General features: G+C 59.7%; 20 protein-coding genes. 8 read left to right on the top strand and 12 right to left on the bottom strand.

Features of this window, described 5'->3' with window-relative positions; translation table 11 throughout:
* The first annotated feature begins 2 nt into the window (after positions 1-2).
* From ACMVPR_RS09590 to ACMVPR_RS09555, 8 genes are read left to right on the top strand one after another with little or no spacing between them, the layout of a single operon-like run.
* Complete coding sequence (locus tag ACMVPR_RS09590) at positions 3-656, top strand: class II aldolase/adducin family protein (protein ID WP_416882682.1); 654 nt, start codon at positions 3-5, stop codon at positions 654-656.
* Complete coding sequence (locus ACMVPR_RS09585) at positions 653-2,152, top strand: glycerol-3-phosphate dehydrogenase (protein ID WP_416882681.1); 1,500 nt, start codon at positions 653-655, stop codon at positions 2,150-2,152. The genes ACMVPR_RS09590 and ACMVPR_RS09585 overlap by 4 nt, the downstream gene beginning before the upstream one ends.
* Positions 2,149-3,126, top strand: a complete 978-nt coding sequence (locus ACMVPR_RS09580; RefSeq protein ID WP_416882680.1) for a class II aldolase/adducin family protein — start codon at positions 2,149-2,151, stop codon at positions 3,124-3,126. The genes ACMVPR_RS09585 and ACMVPR_RS09580 overlap by 4 nt, the downstream gene beginning before the upstream one ends.
* The gene (locus ACMVPR_RS09575) at positions 3,119-4,357 is read left to right on the top strand and encodes an FGGY-family carbohydrate kinase (protein ID WP_416882679.1); all 1,239 of its coding nucleotides are present in this window, start codon (positions 3,119-3,121) and stop codon (positions 4,355-4,357) included. Before ACMVPR_RS09580 ends, ACMVPR_RS09575 begins: the two co-directional genes overlap by 8 nt.
* The gene (locus tag ACMVPR_RS09570; RefSeq protein WP_416882678.1) at positions 4,354-5,184 is read left to right on the top strand and encodes a TIGR01459 family HAD-type hydrolase; all 831 of its coding nucleotides are present in this window, start codon (positions 4,354-4,356) and stop codon (positions 5,182-5,184) included. Before ACMVPR_RS09575 ends, ACMVPR_RS09570 begins: the two co-directional genes overlap by 4 nt.
* Entirely contained in the window at positions 5,184-6,116 is a 933-nt protein-coding gene (locus ACMVPR_RS09565) for a sugar phosphate isomerase/epimerase family protein (protein WP_416882677.1), read from the top strand. The genes ACMVPR_RS09570 and ACMVPR_RS09565 overlap by 1 nt, the downstream gene beginning before the upstream one ends.
* Before the next feature lie 36 nt (positions 6,117-6,152).
* On the top strand, positions 6,153-6,929 hold the full coding sequence (locus ACMVPR_RS09560) for a triose-phosphate isomerase (protein WP_416882676.1): 777 nt from the start codon (positions 6,153-6,155) through the stop codon (positions 6,927-6,929).
* Entirely contained in the window at positions 6,926-7,381 is a 456-nt protein-coding gene (locus tag ACMVPR_RS09555) for an RpiB/LacA/LacB family sugar-phosphate isomerase (protein ID WP_300587583.1), read from the top strand. The genes ACMVPR_RS09560 and ACMVPR_RS09555 overlap by 4 nt, the downstream gene beginning before the upstream one ends.
* Before the next feature lie 5 nt (positions 7,382-7,386).
* Here the strand turns inward: ACMVPR_RS09555 and dhaL are convergent, their stop codons facing one another.
* The 12 genes from dhaL to ACMVPR_RS09495 all read right to left on the bottom strand — a co-directional run bounded on the left by dhaL (position 7,387) and on the right by ACMVPR_RS09495 (position 20,900).
* Positions 7,387-9,135, bottom strand: coding sequence for a dihydroxyacetone kinase subunit DhaL (dhaL, locus tag ACMVPR_RS09550; RefSeq protein WP_416882675.1), 1,749 nt, complete (start codon positions 9,133-9,135; stop codon positions 7,387-7,389).
* A 329-nt stretch (positions 9,136-9,464) separates the two neighbouring features.
* Positions 9,465-10,178 carry a DUF1868 domain-containing protein gene (locus ACMVPR_RS09545; protein WP_416882674.1) on the bottom strand — a complete coding sequence of 238 codons (714 nt, stop codon included), beginning with the start codon at positions 10,176-10,178 and terminating at the stop codon, positions 9,465-9,467.
* Positions 10,165-11,421, bottom strand: coding sequence for an MFS transporter (locus ACMVPR_RS09540; protein ID WP_416882673.1), 1,257 nt, complete (start codon positions 11,419-11,421; stop codon positions 10,165-10,167). Before ACMVPR_RS09540 ends, ACMVPR_RS09545 begins: the two co-directional genes overlap by 14 nt.
* 7 nt (positions 11,422-11,428) lie before the next feature.
* The gene (locus ACMVPR_RS09535) at positions 11,429-12,295 is read right to left on the bottom strand and encodes an endonuclease/exonuclease/phosphatase family protein (RefSeq protein WP_416882672.1); all 867 of its coding nucleotides are present in this window, start codon (positions 12,293-12,295) and stop codon (positions 11,429-11,431) included.
* A complete protein-coding gene (locus ACMVPR_RS09530) occupies positions 12,292-13,404 on the bottom strand; it encodes an ABC transporter ATP-binding protein (protein WP_416882671.1) in 1,113 nt (370 codons plus the stop codon). Before ACMVPR_RS09530 ends, ACMVPR_RS09535 begins: the two co-directional genes overlap by 4 nt.
* A gap of 10 nt (positions 13,405-13,414) precedes the next feature.
* Entirely contained in the window at positions 13,415-14,431 is a 1,017-nt protein-coding gene (locus ACMVPR_RS09525; RefSeq protein ID WP_416882670.1) for an ABC transporter permease subunit, read from the bottom strand.
* Positions 14,428-15,309, bottom strand: coding sequence for a carbohydrate ABC transporter permease (locus ACMVPR_RS09520; RefSeq protein ID WP_300587568.1), 882 nt, complete (start codon positions 15,307-15,309; stop codon positions 14,428-14,430). Before ACMVPR_RS09520 ends, ACMVPR_RS09525 begins: the two co-directional genes overlap by 4 nt.
* An 87-nt stretch (positions 15,310-15,396) precedes the next feature.
* Positions 15,397-16,731 carry an extracellular solute-binding protein gene (locus ACMVPR_RS09515; RefSeq protein WP_416882669.1) on the bottom strand — a complete coding sequence of 445 codons (1,335 nt, stop codon included), beginning with the start codon at positions 16,729-16,731 and terminating at the stop codon, positions 15,397-15,399.
* A gap of 205 nt (positions 16,732-16,936) precedes the next feature.
* Positions 16,937-17,731, bottom strand: coding sequence for a metallophosphoesterase (locus ACMVPR_RS09510; protein ID WP_416882668.1), 795 nt, complete (start codon positions 17,729-17,731; stop codon positions 16,937-16,939).
* 248 nt (positions 17,732-17,979) lie between these two features.
* A complete protein-coding gene (locus ACMVPR_RS09505; protein ID WP_416882667.1) occupies positions 17,980-19,008 on the bottom strand; it encodes an ABC transporter permease in 1,029 nt (342 codons plus the stop codon).
* Complete coding sequence (locus ACMVPR_RS09500; RefSeq protein ID WP_416882666.1) at positions 19,005-19,760, bottom strand: ABC transporter ATP-binding protein; 756 nt, start codon at positions 19,758-19,760, stop codon at positions 19,005-19,007. Before ACMVPR_RS09500 ends, ACMVPR_RS09505 begins: the two co-directional genes overlap by 4 nt.
* A 105-nt stretch (positions 19,761-19,865) precedes the next feature.
* Positions 19,866-20,900, bottom strand: coding sequence for an ABC transporter substrate-binding protein (locus ACMVPR_RS09495; protein ID WP_416882665.1), 1,035 nt, complete (start codon positions 20,898-20,900; stop codon positions 19,866-19,868).
* Between the last annotated feature and the right edge of the window lie 544 nt (positions 20,901-21,444).

Below are 21,444 nucleotides of genomic sequence, written 5' to 3'. Positions count from 1 at the left end.
TGATGGGACACCGCGAGGACATAATTGCAGCCTGCAAGGCGCTGGAGGCGGATGGCCTGAACCGGGGTGCATCTGGCAATGTGTCGGTGCGCGATGGTGATCATATGCTCATAACCCCATCCGCCGTTGGCTATGACGTGATTGCGCCCGAGATGATTGCCAGGATGTCGCTGGCCGATGACAGCGGCGCATGGGAGGGGCCGAACAAACCGTCGTCCGAATGGCGCTTTCACCGTGACATCTTGCGTGCGCGGCCTGACTTCAATGCCGTGGTTCATACCCACGCACCTTATGCGACCATCCTTGCCATCGCGCGCAAGCCGATCCCTGCGGTCCATTACATGATTGCGGCCTTCGGTGGTCCGGACATTCGGGTATGCGACTATGCCCGCTACGGAACGGCTGATCTGTCAGCCCATATTCTGGCAGCGATGGACGGGCGCAATGGTTGTCTAATGGCCAACCACGGCATGGTTGTTGGCGCAAGCGACCTGACACGTGCGCTATGGCTGGCAGGGGAACTCGAAGCGCTGGCGCATCAATATGTCCATACACTTGCAATTGGCGGGCCGGTGCTGCTCAGCGATGCCGAGATCGAAGAGACCGCACGCGGTTTCGCAAGCTACGGTGTGCAGTCGAAGGACAGTACGGAATGAGCGAAACGGTTGACGTTTTCATCATCGGTGGCGGCATCAATGGCGCGGGCATTGCTCGTGACGCTGCAGGCCGGGGGTTGAACGTCGTGCTCTGCGAAAAGGACGATCTGGCGCAGGGAACCTCGTCGCGGTCAGGCAAGCTGGTTCACGGCGGATTGCGATACCTTGAGTATTACGAATTTCGGCTGGTGCGCGAGGCGCTGATCGAGCGGGAAGTGTTGCTCAACGCGGCACCGCATATCATCTGGCCAATGCGCTTTGTACTGCCCCATTCTCCGGATGACCGCCCTGCGTGGTTGGTGCGGCTGGGATTGTTTCTGTACGACAATCTGGGAGGGCGGAAAAAACTGCCAGGCACGCGGGTTCTGGATTTGCGCCGCGATCCCGAAGGCGCGGCGCTCAAGGACGGGTACACCAAAGGGTTCGAGTATTCGGACTGTTGGGTCGATGACAGCCGTCTTGTGGTTCTGAATGCGGTGGATGCCGCCCAGAACGGCGCGCAGATCCTGACCCGTACGGCCTGCACCTCGGCCCGACGCAACGGAGCGACATGGGACATCACTGTTCAGGGTCCTGAAGGACAAAGAGCGTTTTCAGCCCGTACTTTGGTCAATGCGGCAGGGCCGTGGGTGACGGATGTCATTGGCAGGGTCGCTGGCACCAACAGCAAACGTGGTGTGCGGCTGGTCAAGGGATCGCACATTGTCACACCGAAATTCTGGGAGGGGCCACAGGCCTATCTGGTGCAGAACACGGACAAGCGTGTCATCTTTATCAACCCTTACGAGGGCGACAAGGCTCTGATCGGCACCACAGACATTGCCTATGACGGCGCGCCCGAAGCTGTGACGGTGGACCAGAGCGAGGTCGATTATTTGCTTGCTGCCGTAAACCGCTATTTCCGGCAGGAACTTACCCAAAAAGATGTGGTGCAAAGCTTTTCAGGCGTGCGGCCGCTTTATGATGACGGTGCGGGAAATCCATCAGCCGTGACGCGCGATTATGTCTTCGACCTAGAAGCGTTGGGCGGTGCCCCTCTCTTGAACGTGTTTGGGGGTAAGATCACCACGTTTCGCAAGCTGGCCGAACATGCGATGCAAAAGATTGAGACCTATCTGCCCGGCATGGGGCCGGACTGGACCGCGCAAGCGCCTTTGCCCGGTGGCGATATCGCGGGGGCTGATTTCGATGGGTTTCTGAACGACATCCAACGTGAATACCCGTGGCTGCCGCATGAACTGGCGTTGCACTGGGGCAGGCTATACGGAACGCGAATGCGCATGATCATTGGGGACGCTACCTCGCTTGAGGGCTTGGGGATGCACTTCGGCGCGCGGCTTTACGAGGCCGAAGTGCGCTATCTGGCGGCCCATGAGTGGGCGAGGTCCGCGCAGGATGTGCTGCACCGCCGTACGAAGGAAAACCTTCATATGACGAATGCTCAGATCGCGGAATTCACCGCATGGTGCGATGAAAATCTGGGACAGTTGGCATGATCATGCGTCCCGATGATCTGAAGGATTTGGCCAGCCTGTCGGCGAAAATCGGGTCTGATCCGATGCTGGTTCAGGGCGCGGGGGGCAATACGTCCATCAAGGATGGGGAGGTGATGTGGATCAAGGCTTCGGGCACACTCCTGGCCGATGCTCTCCGGCACGAAATTTTTGTGGCCTGCGATTTGCCTGCGATGCGTGCCAGCCTTGCGAAGGGCGAAGCGCGGGCTGACCAACCCATGGAATTCGCCTTGGCAAAGGACGGCTTGCGCCCGTCGATCGAGACTTCGCTGCACGCGGTCTTTCCCCAGCGCGTCGTGCTGCATGTCCATTGTATTCATACGCTGGTTCATGCGGTTCAAGCCGATCCGGTTGCTGCGATCGGCGCGAAACTGAATGGGTTCAACTGGGCAATCGTGCCTTACGCGAAACCCGGCGCCAGTCTCGCCGTCCAAGTACGCGGTGCTGTTGAGACGGGTTGTGATGTCATCGTCCTTGGCAATCACGGCGTGATTGTCGCAGCAGATACCGTCATTGCAGCAGGGGATCTTCTGCAAAATATCGCTGAGGCGCTTCGCGTTGATGCGGTATCCCTGCAGGCGGAAAAAATGGGTGATCTGCCGCCGGGGTGGACTGCCGGGCCTGCTTCGCTGTCCCATGTTGCCTGCGCACCTGCGCTTTTGTCGATGGCAACCGGCGGCAGTCTGTATCCCGACCATGTCATATTCTGTGGGATGGGGGCTTTGGCCTGCGACGTGCTACCTGCAGGCGACAGCCCGCCTTTTGTTCTGATCCCCGGCAAGGGCGCCGCGATGCGGGCGGATGCAACGCCCGGAGCCTGGGCTCTGGCCCGATGTCTGGGGGATGTCCTGATCCGAATGCCGGAAGATGCGGAATTGAACTATCTCACACTGCAACAAAACGGGGAATTGCTCGATTGGGACGCCGAGAAGTATCGGCAGGCGCTGAATGGCTGAGCTTTTCCTCGGTATCGATTTGGGCACATCCGGGGCGCGGGCGATCGTACTTGATCGCACAGGGCAGGTGGTCGGTACCGGGAAATCGGCGCTCTCGGACCATGTGGGTGGGCCCCGAAGTCCCGCTACATGGTGGGCGGCAACACAACACGCGATGCGCGCCGCATTGGCAGAGGTGGCGTCGCAGGACGTGGTCGCATTGGCGGTCGATGGTACCTCGGGAACGATGGTGCCGATTGATGCCGCCGGTGTGCCCCTGTCCGAAGGGTTGATGTATAATGATGCCTGCACCGATGCTGGTCTACTGGATCGGATTACGGCAGCGTCGCCGGCGACAACAGCCGCCCGTGGTGCAACCAGCGGGCTGGCGCGGGCCGTGCAGCTTTTGGCGACGGCTCCGGCACGGATCATCCATCAGGCTGACTGGATCTCTGGTCAGTTCAGCGGAAGCTGGGTCAGCGACGAGAACAATGCTCTCAAGACCGGGTATGACCCGGTCAGCGGTCACTGGCCGGACTGGATCTCGGACGTGATTGACCCAGAGGTCTTGCCGGATGTCGTGGTGCCCGGAACGGTGGTGGGACAGGTCGGCAGGAACGATTTCGGCCTCAGTCCAGATTGCAAGGTGGTCGCCGGAACGACAGATGGCTGTGCTTCCTTTCTGGCAACCGGTGCCAAGCAGCCGGGGGACGGAGTCTCTGCGCTTGGCAGCACCCTGACGATCAAGCTGTTGTCAGAGGAGCCGATATTTGCCCCCCAATTCGGTATCTACAGTCACAAGATACTGGGCTTGTGGTTGGCTGGCGGCGCGTCGAACACCGGCGGGCAGGCACTTTTGGTTGATTTTTCACCCGAACAGATCGCGGGATTTTCAGAGTTGATCGATCCCGAGACAGAGACCGGTTTGTCCTATTATCCTTTGGCCCGGGCAGGAGAGCGTTTTCCCATCAATGACCCCGATCTGGCACCGGTCATGGGGCCGCGTCCTGACACAGACAGCCTGCATCTTCAGGCGATGTTCGAAGGGATCGCAGCCATCGAAGCGCTTGCGTATCGCCGTCTGGCAGAACTGGGCGCACCTGTCTTGCGCAGCGTCAGGTCCGTGGGGGGCGGCGCTGCGAACCCTGTTTGGACGCGCATCCGAGAACGTCATTTGTCCGTTGCCATGCCGGAGCCGCTTTCCGGAGAGGCAGCCTACGGCACAGCACTTTTGGCAAGATCGGCGCTATGAAGACAGACCTTGCAAGCCTCGCTCATCAGTATGATGCCTTTTTGATCGACCAGTTCGGTGTCCTGCTCGATGGTACGGGCGCGTATGACGGTGCGCCGGCGGCCTTGTCGGCTCTTGCGCAGTTGGGCAAGAAGATTGTGCTTCTGTCCAACTCGGGAAAACGCGCCGCGCCGAACGTGGCGCGGTTGACACGACTGGGGTTCGATCCGGACAGCTACCTGACGGTGATGTCTTCCGGGGAAGCCGCCTTTGCCGAGCTGAAGGGCAGGATCGGGAAAGAAATCCCGTTGGGGGCATCGGTTTGGGTCCATGCCAGAGATCACGATATGTCTCCCGTCGATGGGCTGGAACTTACCCCCGTTGAAGACGCGGCTGCGGCGGATTTACTGATCATCGCCGGGAGTCGCGCCGACGAGTTCGAGTTAGCGCAATATAGCAGCTGGCTGGCCCCGGCAGCACAGCGTGGCGTGCCCGCGTTTTGCACGAACCCCGACATGAAGATGCTGACGCCACTTGGAACGCGATTTGGGGCAGGGGCCATCGCTACGCTCTACGAGGAACTTGGTGGCAAAGTCGAATGGGTCGGTAAGCCATTTCCATTGATTTACAGGTTGGCCCATGACGCATTGGGGCAGGCAGAGCGTGTGCTGTGCATCGGCGACAGCCCGGAGCATGATATCGCGGGAGGGCAGGCCGCCGGATTTGCGACAGCGCTTGTGCGCACTGGTCTGCATGCGGACCTGTCTGACACTGCGCTGCTGGAGCATTGCCGCTCTACTGCCGTCCCTGACTTCATCATACCGCGCTTCAGTCTGGAGGGACCGTGATGCCACTCTCGCTGTCACTGAACACCAATCCCCTGGTCAATCGGTTTGCCGAGCCAGATGACCTGATCGAAACCGTTGCGCGGGATTTGCGCATCCGCGACCTGCAATTGACCCACGAGTTCATCAACCCAAGCTGGCCCGCAACCGTGATCGACCGGCTGACCAAATCCATGGCGGCTGCCTTGGCCCGCACCGGCGTGCGCGTCACCAGTGGTATGACGGGTCCGTATGGACGGCTCAATCATTTCGGCCATCCCGATGCAGAGGTGCGGCGCTACTATGTCGAGTGGTTCAAGACCTTTGCCGATATCACGGCTGCCTTGGGCGGGAGTTCCGTGGGCACGCAGTTTGCGATCTTCACCTACCGCGATTTCGACGACCCGATCCGCCGCGAAGCCTTGATCGAGCGTGCCATCGTGTGCTGGGCAGAGGTTGCGGAGCATGCGAAACGGGCGGGTCTGGACTTCGTCTTTTGGGAACCGATGAGCATCGGACGCGAATTTGGAGAAACCATTCCTGCAGCCTTGGCGCTGCAGGACCGTCTGAGCGCTTCAAATATGGCCATCCCGATGCTGATGATGGCTGACATCGACCATGGTGACGTAACCAGCCCGGACGCCAGCGATTATGATCCCTATGCATGGGCGCGCGCTGTGCCAAAAGTCAGCCCGATCATCCATATCAAGCAGAGCCTGATGGACAAGGGGGGCCACCGACCATTCACGGCAGAGTTCAATGCCAAAGGGCGCATTCACCCTGAAGCCCTGCTGAAGGCTTTGGCTGAGGGCGGTGCGATCGACAATGAAATATGTCTGGAATTGTCCTTCAAGGAACGTGAGCCGAATGACCGCGAGGTGATCGCTCAGATTGCCGAAAGCGTTGCCTTCTGGGCGCCTCACATCGACAGCGGTGTGCAGGATTTGAACATATGACCGATGTGAACCGGTTTTCGGAAACGAGGTAGCAGCATGACGGACGCCTCCTTTTGGATTGGCACCAGTTGGAAGATGAACAAAACCCTCGGAGAGGCACTGGCGTTTGCCCGTGTCCTTGCCGCCGCCGACGGCATGCGAGACCCGCGCATCCAGCGCTTTGTCGTGCCTCCTTTCACATGCGCGCGCGACGTTGCGGCTGTACTTGCAGACACCTCGGTAAAGGTCGGTGCGCAAAACATGCATTGGGCCGATGCAGGTGCTTGGACCGGAGAAGTTTCTGCGCCGATGCTGGTGGATTGCGGTCTTGACGTGGTGGAACTCGGGCACTCAGAGCGGCGCGCGCATTTTGGTGAGACCGATGAGACCGTTGGGCTGAAAGTGGCGGCGGCTGTGCGCCACGGGCTGATCCCGTTGATCTGCATCGGCGAAACACTGGATGAACGTGAGGCTGGGCGCGCGACAGATGTGCTGGCGTCACAGGTCAAAGCCGCATTGGTCTCGGTATCGGGCGAAGCGCCCGTTTTGCTTGCCTATGAGCCGGTCTGGGCGATTGGCGACGGTGGTATTCCTGCGACTTCGGATTATGCGGATGCGCGACAGTCCGAAATCATTGCTGTCGCAGGTGACATCTTGGGGCGGCGCGTGCCGTGTCTCTACGGTGGGTCGGTCAATCCGGACAATTGCGAAGAGTTGATCCGCTGTCCGCATGTCGACGGGTTGTTCATCGGTCGGTCCGCCTGGGACGTCGCGGGATACCTCAACATACTTGAAAAATGCGCTGCAACTTTGGATTTGGGAGAAACGACATGAGAATTGCCGTCGCAGGCGATAGCGCTGGTGAAGAACTGGCAAAAATCCTCGCTGATCATCTGGCTCAAAGTTACGACGTGGTCGAGATGTCGCGCACGAGCGATGGGCCAGACGCGTTTTACGCTGACCTGTCCGACCGGGTTGCAAGCGCCGTCATCGCGGGCGAGGTCGACCGCGCCATTCTGATCTGTGGCACGGGTATCGGGGTCTGCCTTGCTGCAAACAAGGTGCCGGGAATTCGTGCGGCGCAGTGCCACGATACCTATTCCGCGGGAAAGGCCGCGACGTCGAACAACGCGCAGATCATCACCATGGGTGCGCGTGTGATTGGTGTGGAACTGGCCAAAGACATCGCCGGTGCGTTCTTGACCAGCAGCTTCGATCCCAATGGACGCTCGGCTGGAAATGTCCGTGCGATTGATGCGGTCGATGCCAAGTACAACAAGCGCTGACAGCGTCAAAGATCGCGGACGGCCTCGGACCAGGCCGCAAGGAGGATGGCTGTAGAGGCAGCGCCCGGATCCTGGTGACCGATGGATCGCGCCCCAAGCTTCTTTGACCGTCCCCGGTTGCTTTGCATCTGCGTGGTGCCTCTCGCCCCGTTGGATGCGGCCTCGGCCGCTGCCGCTAGGCACGTCTTGACGGTCGCATCTTGTGCGGCTGCAGAGGTCGCCGCATCGATTGCCGGGAGCCACGCATCAAGCATGGTTTTGTCGCCGGCAGCCGCACCTCCACGATCCTTGATCCCGTGACACATGCCTTGAAGCCACGCGACCATCGCCGCGCTGTCCAGATTGAGCCGATCGGAAACGGCTGCTCCGGCCCTTTGAAACCCCGTCGCATAGAGTGGACCGGCAGAGGCCCCGACAGCGTCAAGAAAAGCCGCCGCTATCGCCTCGCTCAACTCTGAAATGGTGGCCTTTTCAGGTGCGTGATCCAACGCGGCCAGAGCGGCCTTCCAGCCGATTTCCATTGTGATGCCGTGGTCTCCGTCCCCGATAGCGCCATCCAGTTCGCAAAGCCAGTTGCGCGCCGCGAAGATGGCTGTGGCCGAGGCTGCCATCATCTGGCGGAACACGTCAGGCGTTATCGGTCCTGTCGCCACAAGTTCAGTGCGTGGGGTGACGCTCACAGGTTTGTCGGCGGATTGGCTTCTTGGGTTCGGGATATTCGGGGCAGAGGCGATCAGCGGATCGCGCGGCGCGCCGACCTGAAGGGCGGGCGTATCGCAGGGATGGTCCAGCCAGGCTTGCAGATCTTCGTCCAGCTTCATCAGCGAAACGGATGCTCCGCCCATTTCGAGGGACGTGCAGTATTCACCAACCCAACTGTTGTGGATTTCGACCCGCCGGTCAGACAGCATCTCGGCGACTCGGCGATGCAGCAGATAGAGTTCAAGCAGGGTGGTCGATCCAAGTCCATTGACAAGAACCGCGACCCTGTCACCCGCCGTCAAACCGAGCTCGTAGAGGATTGGGGTCATCAAACGATCTGTCACGGCGTCCGCTGACTCTGCCGGAATACGGGCAATGCCCGGCTCACCATGAATGCCCATTCCGATTTCCATCTCGCCGAGCGGGATCTCGAAATTTGCCTTTCCGGTTTGCGGCATGGAACAGGCTGATAGGGCAACCCCCATGGTGCGCGTTGCGGCATTGGCACGACGCGCTGCCTCTTGGACCTCTTGTAGGGACGCATTCTGGTCTGCGGCGGCGCCGGCCACTTTGAAGACGAAGAAATTGCCGGCAATCCCGCGTCGTTCGTCAATCTGATCTGGCGGAGCCGAGGCGACATCGTCTGTGGTCACGAAAGAGCGCGCGGTGACGCCATGTTTTGCCATCTCCTCCTCAGCCATGGCAAAATTCATTACGTCGCCGGTATAATTACCGAACAGGAACAGCACCCCTGCACCACCACTAGCCGCCAGACCCGCATCCACGATCTGGGCCGGAGAAGGGGAGGCAAAGATGTTTCCCAGCGGTGCCGCGTCCGCCAGACCCTGACCGACATAGCCCGCGAATGCCGGTTCATGCCCGGAGCCCCCGCCGATCACGATACCGACCTTGCCCTCGCGCGGACCATTGCGCGCTACAATCGCACGCCCGGTTACGCCTTGAGTGGTCAAATGTTTCGGATGTGCCGAGAGCATCCCTGCGATCAATTCAGAGATCAGATTGTCGGGGTCATTTATGAGTTTTTTGCTCAAGGGGCTTTGCCTGATATGAAGTTATTTTTCGTCCGGCTGCAGGGCGCTGTTCTTGGGGAAGGTCTTTGCGCAAAAGACATCCTGCCTTGATGTGAGCCTCAGCAACATTGAATTCGATTATGTGGAATTCCAGGTGTGCATCAAGCGTTGGTTGAACCACGCACCTTGCTGGTCTTGTCGGCTCTTGCTGCTGGAAACCTGGAGCGGACGTGGCTTTGACTGGGTCTGTCGGGCCCTGTTCCCCAACTGCGGTGCGCGCCAACGGCTTCGCTAATCGAAACCACATGCGATGCGTAAGGATAGGCGCGCTCCCATGGGGTGGCCTTGGATTAGTCGATCCAGTGGTGACGTTCGAAATGATGCATTGCCTCGAACGTACAGAATTCCACGGGGCCAAGCACGATCCTCGGCACCCTCTCGATAAGTTCTGCGCCAACCCTGTCCGAAAGTGCGATGATGGATCGGGCTTCTTCCGGTGAGAACCAGCGCAGGTTGTAGGCCAGCGTGATGTGGAACTCGTAAGCATCGTGGTCGGGGCGCACGAGGTTGGTTGCGGCCTGCAATTGATCACGGGTCAATCTGAGCAATGCCTCTTCGCTTTTGTCGGCACCGGACATCCGCACGCTGAAGCCGCCAAAAACTCCGGTGGGGCGGGCAATGACGGTGCGGGTCAGGCCGATATCCTGAAGCCGATCTGCGAAATCCATGGTCACAGTATCCACGGAAGCCTCGTTCGGCAGATGCCCCGGCCAGCGATCAGATGTGCGGGCATAGTCGATGACGCCTTCGAAGATCGTCATGTGAAAACTCTCGGGCGGCAGAAAGGTGAACCCGTCGGCCAATAGCCCTGCCTTAAGTTGATCCTGTGCGTCCACCAGTGCGGCGAAAGGTTTTGATCGTGGATCGACATGACAGATCGTCGTATTGCCGCGACAGGTCAGCGGCTGTCCATCCGGTGTGAACTTGAGGCCCACCGCGCTGGGCGCCGCCCCGCCCGTCAATGCACCAGTCAGGTAGTCAAACGCGCGCTCATGGTCGGTCATGGAGCTGGTTCCTCGGTTTCAGAATGAACAGAGCAAGCCCTCCGGTCGCAAACAATCCTGCAAGGGCAAAACTGACCCCGGTCGTCATCAGGCTGGTCGCCTCGGCAGTCACCCCGAAGAGAAACGCGCCAAGGGCCGGGCCGACCCGGAAAATGATCGTGTAGAGGCTCAGGATGCGACCAAGCCGATCCTGTGGCGCTTCAAGTTGAACATAGGCCAATGCGGCGATATTCGACGATGACATGGTTGCGCCATGCAGCAGCAGGATGGCCAGAGCTAACCAGAAGATCTCTGTCACCGCAAAGACCAGAAGGGACAGGGCGAAGACCGACGATGTGGTCAGGATCTGCACCAAGGCTCCGCGCCCGTCCTGCGCTTTGGACATCGTGAGCGCCCCGAGGATCGCGCCTACCCCAAGCGCGGCATTCAGAAGGCCCAGCCCGACCTCGCCCCGACCAAAGGCCACTTCGGCATAGGCAGGGAACAATTCGCTGGCCGGTCGAATAAGCAATCCCTGCGCCAGTTGCAGCATCAGGACTCCGAGAATGAGCGGTGTGTGCATGAGATCGCGCATCACGCCGGCCATGTTCACGGGCTGGGCCGAGACAACACGGTTCGTCTGTGCCGGAACGTTGCGGATGCGGTAGAGCGCAACGGACAGCGCAAGGAAACCCGCAGCCGACACCGAGAAGACCAGACCAGCAGAACCGACCACCAACAGGCCCGCGGCAAGCGCCGGGCCAAGGAACCGCGACAGGTTGAAGCCGGTCGAATTGACCGCCAGCGCCGAAGACAGCAGTTTCGGTGGTGCCAGATGCCGCGCCATCGACAGCCGCGCGGGCAGCAGCACACCGGAGACCGCGCCAAGCACCGCCATCATGCCTGCCATCGCCCAGGGTGTCAGGCAGCCGGTGAAATAGAGCAGCGCCAGAGCAACCGATACGGCCGCGCTGGCGATCTGTCCCCAATACATGATCTTGGGGGCTGCGTGTCGGTCGGCGAGCGAACCGCCCCACAACGCCGTCAACAGCGACGGAAAGAGTTCGGCAAAAGCCACCGTGCCGAGCCATGCCTCGGACCCGGTCAGCTCCCAAGTGACCCAGCCCACCGCGATGCGTTGCATCCAGAAGCCGGTGGTCATGATCAGGTTGCCCGCCTGATAGGTGGCAAAGGCGGGGATGGCGAATACGGCTTTGAAATCGGCGATGCGTGCACGAACAGCTTCAAGCGGATGCGCACGCATCAGAGCCTCATAAATCGAGTGTCACGAAAATCGGCTGATGATCGGACCCTTGGGCATCGTTCCCGATCTCCATCGACTGCACCCTGTGTGCCAAATCTGTCGTGACGAAACAATGGTCGATGCGGCGCGCACCGCGGCCTTCGCGCGGGATCGTGTCGCCTTCGTTTTCCGCATGACTGGCCAATGTCCATGCGTCGGCCAGCCCGTGCGCCCTTATGGTGCGGCCGTGGTTCTGTGACAGGTCGCCGACCACGCGGGTGTATTCCAGGCTGCCGGGTTCGAAATTCATGTCGCCCATGATGATCGCCGTCATCGGCTGAGGTGGCATCGGGCGGTCGTTCCAGTCAGGGTCTTTGACCATGCCACCTGCACTGGCACCGCGTTCATGGCCTCGTAGCAGCAGGTCACACATATACTCGACCTGATCCCGGCGCGTGTCGGTCGAGACATGATCCAGATGCACCGAGCAGAACCGCAGCGGGCCTGAGGGCGCATCGATCACGCACTCCACCAGCGTGCGCTGCAGGTGGAAGGTGTTGAGCAGAGCGATCTTGGGCAGGCTATGGTTGATCATCGACAGGATCGGCCAACGCGATAGCACCATATTGCCGAACTGGCGGCGACGGTGCACCGGCTTGCCGTCCAGGATCTCGGAGGCGTCAAGGTCGATCCCCGGACCATAGACCCAATGCATGTGGGGCAGGCGGGAAGCAATCTCTTCACCCTGATGCACCATGCCGGATCGCGCGGTAAAGGTTTCGACCTCTTGCAGAGCGATCAGGTCCGGGTCGCCCAGCTCGGACACGATGCGGTCCAGATCGAATTGGCCGTCTTTGCCCTTGCCGTATTGAATGTTGTAGCTGGCGAGCTTCATTCCGCGGGCTCCATCTGCTGTGTCGCATGCGCGTCCATGTTGATCCGAACCCCGTCCTTCGCCGCGAACACGTGCAGCTTGGTCAGATCGGCCAGAACACCCACCTGATCACCGTGTTGGAAACGCGGCTTGATCGAGGACAGAACCGTGAAGGGCACATCTTCGATCATCAGGTGATAGAGGCCCGACGAGCCCAGTTCCTCGTAGAAATCAAAAGAACCGGTCAGGTGCCCGGCGCCGGGTGCGCAGAGCGTCATGTCTTCTGGCCGCAGACCCAATTGCACCAGGGCGCCTGCATGTCTGCGGGCTGCGTCGCTGGCAATCTCGATACGACTGTCATCCGCCAGCAGAATGGCGCTTTGTTCGGCCGAAATCTGGCCGGAAAGGAAATTCATCGCGGGTGAGCCGATGAAGCCAGCCACATAGACGGTGGCGGGGCGGTTGTAGACCTCTTCGGGTGTGCCGACCTGGTCGATCGTGCCTTTGTTCATGATCACCATGTGGTCGGCGAGCGTCATGCCTTCGTGCTGGTCATGGGTCACAAACACCGATGTCGCCTTGATCCGGTTGTGGATGCGGCGGATCTCGTGGCGCATCTGAACCCGGAGCTTCGCATCGAGGTTGGACAGCGGTTCATCGAACAGGAAAACCTTGGGTTCGCGGATGATGGCGCGTGCCATGGCAACACGCTGGCGCTGACCACCCGACAATTGCCCCGGCTTGCGATCCATGAACTCTTCAAGCCCGACGGATTTCGCAACTGCGCGGACTTTCTCCAGCCGTTCGGGTTTCTTCATGCCCGCGACCTTGAGCGCGTAACCGATGTTTTCGGCCACGGTCATGTGGGGGTAGAGCGCGTAGTTCTGGAACACCATCGCGCAACCCCGCTGGCGCGGTTCAAGATCATTCACGACAGTGCCCGCGATGGAAATCTCGCCACCCGAGATGTCTTCGAGCCCAGCAATCATGCGCAGAAGCGTGGACTTGCCACAGCCGGATGGGCCGAGGATGACAACAAATTCGCCATTGTTCACGGTCAGGTCGACGCCGTGAATGACCTCGTCCTTGCCATAGGATTTGCGGACCTGGCGGATGTCGATGTTGGCCATTGGGATGCCCTCACTTATCGGTGTTGATCAGGCCGCGCACGAACCAGCGCTGCATGAAGATGACGACGATCACGGGTGGGACCGTCACGATCAGCGTTCCCGCCATGGCGATATGCCAGTTCGGGATCGCGCCACCTGTGGTGTTGGTGTCCGGAACCAGCTTGCCGAGCTCCACCGCGACCACGCCGTAATTCGGGTCAGTGATGATCAGAAGCGGCCAGAGATACTGGTTCCAGCTGTAGACGAACATGATGGTGGCCAGTGCCGCGATATTGGTGCGGGACAGCGGGACAAGGATTTCGGCCAGAAACCGAAGTGGTCCGGCGCCATCCATCTTGGCCGCTTCGACCAGTTCATCAGGGATGGTCAGGAAGAACTGGCGATACAGGAAAGTGCCCGTCGCCGTCGCCACCAAGGGAATGATCAAACCGGAATAGGAATTGAGCATGTTCCATTCGAGCGCAACTTCGATCCCCGACACGGTCTGGATCAACCAGCTGATCCCGGTCCAGTCAAGGATGGTCTGGAACGGTTGGAACGCGTTTGCGGCAACCGCATAGGTAGGCACGATCCGCACTTCCAATGGCAGCATCAGCGTGATGAACACCGCCCAGAAGATCGGCATGCGCAGGCGGTGATCAAAGAACACCAACCCGAAGGCGGTGATGCAGGCGATGAAGATCTTGCCTGTGACCACACCCACCGCGACGATCAGGGAGTTGAGGAATTTCTGCCCGAAATCCCGCGTCACCCACGCCTCTTGAATGTTGTTCCAGAATTGGTCGCCGGGCAGCAATCGGGCGGGCTGCGCATTGACCTCTTGCAAGGACAGCGTGGCGGCGTTGAAAACAAGATACATCGGGAAGAGCAGGATGATCATGCCTGTCAGCAGGATCAGATGCGTCAGGATGTTCAGCACGGGCGTGTTTTCGACCATGCCGGGCGCACGCCGTCTGCGCAGCGGGTTTGTGATGCGGGCCTCCGGGTCGCGCACCGCAGACGCAAGGGGAAGATCGGCTTGTGTCATGTGTAATGCACCTTGCGTTCGATGTAGCGGAACTGGATCACGGTGAGGGCGATCACGAGGAACATCAGGATGATCGACTGTGCGGCGGCACCCGAGTAGTCGAGCCCCTGAAACCCATCGACATAGATCTTGTAGACCATCAGGTTGGTCGCGCGGGCAGGGCCGCCGCCTGTCATCGTGTCGACGATGCCAAAGCTGTCGGTGAAGCTGTCGGTGATGTTGATCACGAGCACGAAGAAGAACGTCGGTGCCAGCAGGGGCAGTTGGATGTCGCGCATCCGGCGCAGTACGGTGGCACCGTCCATCGCTCCCGCCTCGATCAGCGACCGTGGGATCGACTGCAAGCCCGCGAGGAAGAAGATGAAGTTGTAGGCCACCTGCTTCCATGCGCCGGCGATGATCACCATCAAAAGCGCATGATCCCCGTTCAGGATCGGATCCCAGAAGCCGGGGAAGGCCGCGTTGACGTAAGACATGATCCCGGCGGAGGGGTTGAAGATAAAGCGGAACGCAAGGCCCACGGCAGGGGCAGCAACCGCGTAGGGCCAGATCGCGCCGATGCGGTAATACTTGTAGCCGCGCAATTGACGGTCTGCGAAAACAGCGAGGATCAGGGCCATGCCCATCGACAGGACGGTCGCCCCGGCTGCGTAGATGATCGAAACCTTGATCGAGTCCCAATACCGCCCGTCGGTCAGGATGGCGCGGAAATTCTCGAACCCGGCCCATTCATTGCCGCCACCCCAAGGCTGTTCGAAGGTGAACGCCCAATAAAGTGCTTGGCTGGTGGGCCAATAGAAAAAGACAAAGATGATCAGAAGCTGCGGTGCCACGACCAGCGCGGCGATCCAGTTGTTCTTGAAATAGGCGCGTCGCATGTCGTTCCCCCGTCAGGACGTCTCCGCCCCGAAGGTTTCGGGACGGAGAGAGTGTCACAACCCGCAAGGCAGGCGGGATCGCAAGGATCAGGGCAGGGTCTTGCCGCGATAGGTGCGTTCGAACTTCCGCAGTACGTCGTTCGAGCGGGCTGCAGCGGTGTCCAGCGCCTCTTTCATCGACTTCTGGCCAGCAAGTGCAGCTTCGACTTCGGCAACCCACTCGGCACGGGCCTGGATGAAACCACCCAGACGGATGCCACGGGTCAGCGGGGTCGGATCGGTATAGGTCAGCGACTTCATTGCGACTTCGCGGCCTTTGTACGGCGGGTTGTCATAGAAACCCTCTGCCGTCAGCTGCTCGAATGCGGCCTTGGTCACCGGAATGTAGCCGGTGTTGGACACCCAGAACTTTTCGCTTTCCGGCGTTGCGAGGAACTTCAGGTACTCTGCAGCACCGCGGTATTCTTCTTCGGTCTTGCCCGAAAGAACCCAGAGCGATGCGCCGCCCACGACGGTGTTTGTGCGCTCAAAGCCTTCGTAGACCGGGATCATGGCAACGTCCCAGTTCAGGCCGTCGACAGCCGACGCATGCACGGTGGCGTGCGACGCGATGGAGCCGAAAAAGATCGAACATTGGTTCTGTGCGAAGGCATCGCGCGAATTGATACCGCCCTGGCTGGTCTTGATTTCAAGAAGACCTTCGTCGAGCCAGCGCTTGATGTCTTCCATGTGCTTGACGTGCTGGGTCGTATTGTAGACGTATTCCGCGTCCAGACCGTCATAGCCGTTGTTCTTGGAGGCCACCGGGATACCGTGCGCCATCGAGAACTGCTCGAGATCGACCCATGTCGACGGGGCGTAACCGTAGTTGCACTTTTCCGGCTGGGCCGCTTCAAGCGCGCGCAGCGCTTCTTCGAAGGCTTCCCATGTGCCGGGCGGAGTATCGATACCCGCAGCGGCGAAATCGTCAACGTTGTAATACATGACCGGCGTGGACGAGTTGAACGGCATGGAGAACAATTCGCCGTTCGACGCGGCGTAGTAGTTCGAGATGCCGGGGAAATAGTTGTCCCAGTCGATGTCGATGTTGAAATCGGCCATCATCTTCTGAACCGGGTAGAACTCGCCCGACATCATCAGGTCGGCTGTACCGGCGTCATAGGCCTGCACCACGGTCGGATGCTTGCCTGCGCGGAACGCGGCGATGGTGTTCTGTACGGCGGTGGCATAGCCGTCCTGACCGACACATGTGATCTGATACGTGTTCTGGCTTTCGTTGAAGCGGTCGCATGTCTGCTGAACGACATCGCCCAGATAGCCGCCAAGGCCATACCAGTATTCGAAAGTGATCTTGTCCTGCGCGGACGCGGCGCCGCCAAGGGCAGCCGCGACAGCAAAGACGCTGATGAAGGTGGATTTCATGATTGTCCCCATTGAGAAATCTGTGTCGCGCTCCCGGCGCACCATCATCGTCTAAGTCCGTCTGGCGACGCTCTTCTGACGCTTTGATGAAGCTTCTTGGAACCTTTGGACTCGGATTCGAGACAGTTGTGATTCAATTCCGTGACGCCTGTCGTGATGGCGGAAAGGCGGTCCTTGCCCGACGAGGCAAGGATCAGAAAGGCGGTCACCCAAGGACGGCGTTGCCGTCGAGGTAATTGTCGAAATGGACAAGGGTTTGGGCCTCATCACCCAGAACGACGGCCATCTGTGCCGGTCCCCAAAGCCGATCGACTTTGGCACCTGCTTTTAGCGGGACTGTGACGTTGTAATGGTTGCCTGCCAGCGTGGTGAACGGGATGCCATGCCAAAGACCGCAGGAGGTGAAATGGACATGGCCCGCGATCACCTGACGGATATCCTTGTGGGTCTTGAGCACCTGCGCAAACTTTTCGCCGTCCTCGAGTATTATCCGATCGACCTTGACGTGCAGCGGGTTGGCATGGTGGTGGAGCACGACGGCCACAGGGCCATCATGTTCGGCCAGCCGCGCTTCCAGCCAGTCCAACTGGCGCTGGGAGAGCTGCCCGCCATGGGTATGGTCGTCGCCCTCGACAACGCTGTCGAGAAGTATCACGCGGTAGCCCTTCGCATCGATGACCTTGTCGACGCAGCCGGTCTCGGCGCGAAGATCTTCACCGAAGACCGACAGGAACGTGTCGCGATTGTCATGGTTGCCGATGGTGATATGGCAAGGTACGGCCATCTGATCTACCAGAGCCTTGAGCCGGTGATAGGGATCAACCGCGCCTTTGAAGCCGATATCGGCCAGATCCCCGGCCAGCACGCAGAAGTCCGCATCCGCGTGTTGTGCATTGATCCAATCGATGGCCTTTTGCATCCGTAGATGCGTGTCCAGACCATGGGATGTCTCGTTTTCGTCAACCAGATGCAGGTCACTTAGGACCAGAAACTTGAGCATATGCTTTTCCTCGAGATGCGCTGAGAGGGGATTTGGCCCGGAGGCCATGTGCGCGTCGCGCATACCGAAGAGTTGCAAATGCGGCGTGATGCTAATGCGAAAGTTTTACGAAATCGGGACAGGTAGGACGCCGTTTCCATGCCACGTGTCGACCCTAAAGCTGCAGGCGCCACTCCCAGTATTCCGCCATACAGTCATAGAGATGTGTGCGGTCGCCTGAAGTGCCGCGCGCAATCGGGGGGTGGTGCTCACCTTTTCCAGGGCATCATTACTTTTTGCAGCCAGTGCAGCAGCCCGGTCAGCGTCACACCCAGGATCATCACGACAACGAGGCCCGCATACATCTTTTCTGGCACCAGAACTTCCCAGTAATAGAAAGTCATGTAGCCGACACCCTGTTTCGCGCGCAGGAATTCCACCGAAATAATGACGATCATCGCCGTGCCCAAAGCGATGCGAAGTCCTGCAAAAATCACCGGCATCGCGCCGGGCAGGATGACGTGGCGCAGCATCTGAAGGGGGCCCGCGCCGTAGTTGCGTCCGGCCATCAGGTAGACTGGGTCGATGGTCCGCACGCCGGTCATGGTGTTGATTGTCATGAGGATGAAGACCGCGAGTGCGACGACCACAATCTTCGGCCCCTCGCCGAAAGGATCGGCGAACATCAGCATGACGACTGGAAAGATGGCGATCTTGGGCAGGACGTAGATGGCCGAGAGCGTCGTATCCAGCATCAAGCGGACGGTCTGATTGATGCCCATCACGACACCCAGAAGAATGCCCGGGATCGCGCCGAGCAGGAAACCGGCAAAGACCCGCCCGAGCGTTGCCAGAACGTGGCTCTCGGACAGAAGTGTGCCCACGGCGGACCAACCGCCTTCGGCGTAAACCTGCGGGATCAGCCAGGGACGGCCCAGTAGACTGGTTTCGGAGAAGCGGTCATAGGTGACGCTGACATCCCAGAGCGCTTTGCCGATGGCAGATGGAGGGGGAAACCAGATCGGAGAAATCAGGTTCATGCTGCCCGCCATTTCCCAGACCAACAACAGCAGGACCGGGAACCCAAGCGCCAGTGTGCGCTCGTAGGCGGTGCGGGTGCGCACTGGAACATGGCGCCCAATTCGTTCGCAGATCAGAACCAAGAGGACAAAACTGACACCGATGGCGGGCCACGCCCAAGCGGTCCAGAGCCCGGTAAGCGCCAAAAGGCCGTGCAGCAGGACAGCCGTAAGGGCAAAGCCAAACATGGCGCGGCGATCTCTCTCGAATGCGGTCATTGCTGCATCTCCATGGCGCGCGTCACCTCGGCGCTGAGCCGCTGCCATATGGCCGCGCGGTATTCGGCAAAGGCGGGCAAGTTCATCGTGTCGATGCTGCGAGGACGGTCGATGTCGATTTCATAAATGTCGAGGATCCGACCCGGTTGCGCGCTCATCAGGACCACGCGATCACCCAAGAGCACCGCTTCGTCCAGCGAATGGGTGATATAGACCACGGTTTTGCGTGTCTCTTCCCAGATGCGCATCAACTCGTCTTGAAGAACAACGCGCGTCTGCGCATCCAGCGCGCCAAGAGGTTCATCCATCAAAAGCACTTCCGGATCATTGGCCAGTGCGCGGATGATGCTGACACGCTGCTTCATGCCGCCTGAGATCTGGTGCGGGTAATGATTGGCGAATTTGGCAAGGCCGACGCGATCAAGCCAGCCATGGGCCACGTCCATGCGGTCCTTTTCCGAGATGCCGCGCATCTGCAAACCGAAGGCGACATTCTGGATCACCGTTTTCCATGGGAAGATCGCGTATTCCTGAAAGACCACGCTGTTGAGCGGTTTTTTTGGATCGGCCCCCGGGCGGATGGTCAAATCTCCTGACGTGATGTCCTCCAACTCTGCCAGCATCCGCAGAAACGTCGATTTCCCGCACCCGGAAGGCCCGACAATCGCCAGAAACTCACCGTCGGCCACGTCCAGCGTGAAATTGTCCACGGCGGTCATTGGGCCTGAGGCCGTCTGGTAGATCTTGGTCACGTTTCGTGCGGAAATCTTAGGGTCCGGGTGTTGCGCCACGTCCGTCCAGCCTTGTCTCTTGTTCGGTGGGGGAAGGGGCGCTCCACAGAGCGCCCCGCGATGGGACTACAGTCCCAAAGCCTTGCGGGCCGCTTCAGTGAAGCGCTCGTCAACCGCATTCGATAGATCGAGGGGATCGGTATATTCGGTCCGGCCGTTTTCACGGTGGGTCTTCTCGATATCGGCCAAGCCGTTGACCGGGATCTTCATCTCGGTGTCATAGATCACCGGGCTTCCTGCGCGCAGCGCCTCCTCGGTCGAGTTGGTGTAGGTCAGGTAGGCCGCGAGGTTTTCCGAGGCGAGGTAATCGTCACCCTGCATCAGCGCAGCTGCCTCGGTCAGGGCCAGCACAAAACGCTCGGCCACCTCGGGGCGGTCGTTCACCAGCTTGCCGGACCCGACAAAAGCCACCGTCATCAGGCCGGGCGTCAGGTCGGATTCCAGAACGGCAGCATGTCCGGCGCCGATGATCTGGTCTGCATAAGGCGAACCCGCAATGGCCGCATCCACCGAACCATTCTCGAATGCCAGTGGCATGTCCGGGTTGGCGATGTTCATCGGTTCGACGTCGCGGATGGTCAGGCCGCCGCGCTCCAAACCCTTGGCAAGCAGATACTCCCCGCCCGAGCCGGGACCACCCGCCACGGCGACACGGCGACCGGCAAGATCGGCTGCGGATTTCACCGTTCCGTCATCGAGCAGCGCTTTCCTCACCACAAGCTTGGTGGGGCTGTTCTCCATCGGCTCAAGCGCGCCGGGAGCGATGATGCGGATATCCAGACCCTTGTTCCAGCCGGACCAGAGTGACGTGACGATTGCAATGCCGCCCACGTCGACGGTGCCCTGAGTGAGGAAGGCAATTGCTTCGGTGCCGGACTTCACCCGCTCCAGATCGACATTCAGGCCGTATTTGTCAAAAAGACCCCGCTCTTCGGCCACGTACATGGTCGCAAACTTCATGATCGGCACATAGGCGACCTTGACATCCTGCGGCGGATCGAGCGGCGCCATCGCCGTGTCCTGCGCCTGAACAGCGCCCGTGGCCAGACCGACCAAAGCGAAGACTGCCGCCCAAGAAAAGCCTTTGATTTTGTTCACCATATTCTCTCTCCCTATTGTGTCCGATCCTCTTGCAAGCATCGGTCATTGTCGCGCACGTGCCCCGGGCCAATCCCTCCGTCCATCCCTTCTCCGGAGATGGATCGGCGCAGTCTGGTGCCTCACCGAGTGCTCCTCTGCGGCATGTCGGGGTTGCGCTAACCGGACCGTAACAGTCGGGAATGCATATGAATACGCTGAATTGTCGGAGAGGTGATGCCTTGGAGGCATTAATTGCGGTGTATTGCGCAGGGGCCAAAGGCGCGGCCAAGAGATTGGCAAGGCCTAAGCGCATGTTGCAATAAGTGCGTTATGTACCAATGGCCGATCTCGATGTGCCTCTGAATAACCGAGGTCCACAACTTCGCATGACCGCAGAAGTGGTCAAATAACCCGGTGTTCGTATACGCCTCGACCGCCTGCCTCACGCCGATGACACCGCTTGGCATGCTTGAAGACCTTTATCGACATAATGGTGATAGTCCGCACTTTGACCAACGACTGCCAACAAGGGCTTGCGGTTTTGATTGCCACCACGGAACTTGCG

Origin of the sequence: Marivita sp., assembly GCF_048006345.1 — a bacterium.
In the GTDB taxonomy this organism is placed as follows: Bacteria; Pseudomonadota; Alphaproteobacteria; order Rhodobacterales; family Rhodobacteraceae; genus Marivita.
This window is presented reverse-complemented; position numbering and strand designations above follow the sequence as displayed.

What these genes read in the sequence shown, in the direction of transcription:
- ACMVPR_RS09535 (WP_416882672.1), bottom strand. Translation starts at nt 12,295, where the DNA reads ATGAAGCTCGCCAGCTACAACATTCAATACGGCAAGGGCAAAGACGGC.
- ACMVPR_RS09540 (WP_416882673.1), bottom strand. Translation starts at nt 11,421, where the DNA reads ATGCGTGCGCATCCGCTTGAAGCTGTTCGTGCACGCATCGCCGATTTC.
- ACMVPR_RS09560 (WP_416882676.1), top strand. Translation starts at nt 6,153, where the DNA reads ATGACGGACGCCTCCTTTTGGATTGGCACCAGTTGGAAGATGAACAAA.
- ACMVPR_RS09565 (WP_416882677.1), top strand. Translation starts at nt 5,184, where the DNA reads ATGCCACTCTCGCTGTCACTGAACACCAATCCCCTGGTCAATCGGTTT.
- ACMVPR_RS09510 (WP_416882668.1), bottom strand. Translation starts at nt 17,731, where the DNA reads ATGCTCAAGTTTCTGGTCCTAAGTGACCTGCATCTGGTTGACGAAAAC.
- ACMVPR_RS09585 (WP_416882681.1), top strand. Translation starts at nt 653, where the DNA reads ATGAGCGAAACGGTTGACGTTTTCATCATCGGTGGCGGCATCAATGGC.
- ACMVPR_RS09515 (WP_416882669.1), bottom strand. Translation starts at nt 16,731, where the DNA reads ATGAAATCCACCTTCATCAGCGTCTTTGCTGTCGCGGCTGCCCTTGGC.
- ACMVPR_RS09520 (WP_300587568.1), bottom strand. Translation starts at nt 15,309, where the DNA reads ATGCGACGCGCCTATTTCAAGAACAACTGGATCGCCGCGCTGGTCGTG.
- ACMVPR_RS09545 (WP_416882674.1), bottom strand. Translation starts at nt 10,178, where the DNA reads ATGACCGACCATGAGCGCGCGTTTGACTACCTGACTGGTGCATTGACG.
- ACMVPR_RS09575 (WP_416882679.1), top strand. Translation starts at nt 3,119, where the DNA reads ATGGCTGAGCTTTTCCTCGGTATCGATTTGGGCACATCCGGGGCGCGG.
- ACMVPR_RS09570 (WP_416882678.1), top strand. Translation starts at nt 4,354, where the DNA reads ATGAAGACAGACCTTGCAAGCCTCGCTCATCAGTATGATGCCTTTTTG.
- ACMVPR_RS09580 (WP_416882680.1), top strand. Translation starts at nt 2,149, where the DNA reads ATGATCATGCGTCCCGATGATCTGAAGGATTTGGCCAGCCTGTCGGCG.
- ACMVPR_RS09590 (WP_416882682.1), top strand. Translation starts at nt 3, where the DNA reads ATGGGACACCGCGAGGACATAATTGCAGCCTGCAAGGCGCTGGAGGCG.
- ACMVPR_RS09505 (WP_416882667.1), bottom strand. Translation starts at nt 19,008, where the DNA reads ATGACCGCATTCGAGAGAGATCGCCGCGCCATGTTTGGCTTTGCCCTT.
- ACMVPR_RS09495 (WP_416882665.1), bottom strand. Translation starts at nt 20,900, where the DNA reads ATGGTGAACAAAATCAAAGGCTTTTCTTGGGCGGCAGTCTTCGCTTTG.
- ACMVPR_RS09555 (WP_300587583.1), top strand. Translation starts at nt 6,926, where the DNA reads ATGAGAATTGCCGTCGCAGGCGATAGCGCTGGTGAAGAACTGGCAAAA.
- ACMVPR_RS09525 (WP_416882670.1), bottom strand. Translation starts at nt 14,431, where the DNA reads ATGACACAAGCCGATCTTCCCCTTGCGTCTGCGGTGCGCGACCCGGAG.
- ACMVPR_RS09530 (WP_416882671.1), bottom strand. Translation starts at nt 13,404, where the DNA reads ATGGCCAACATCGACATCCGCCAGGTCCGCAAATCCTATGGCAAGGAC.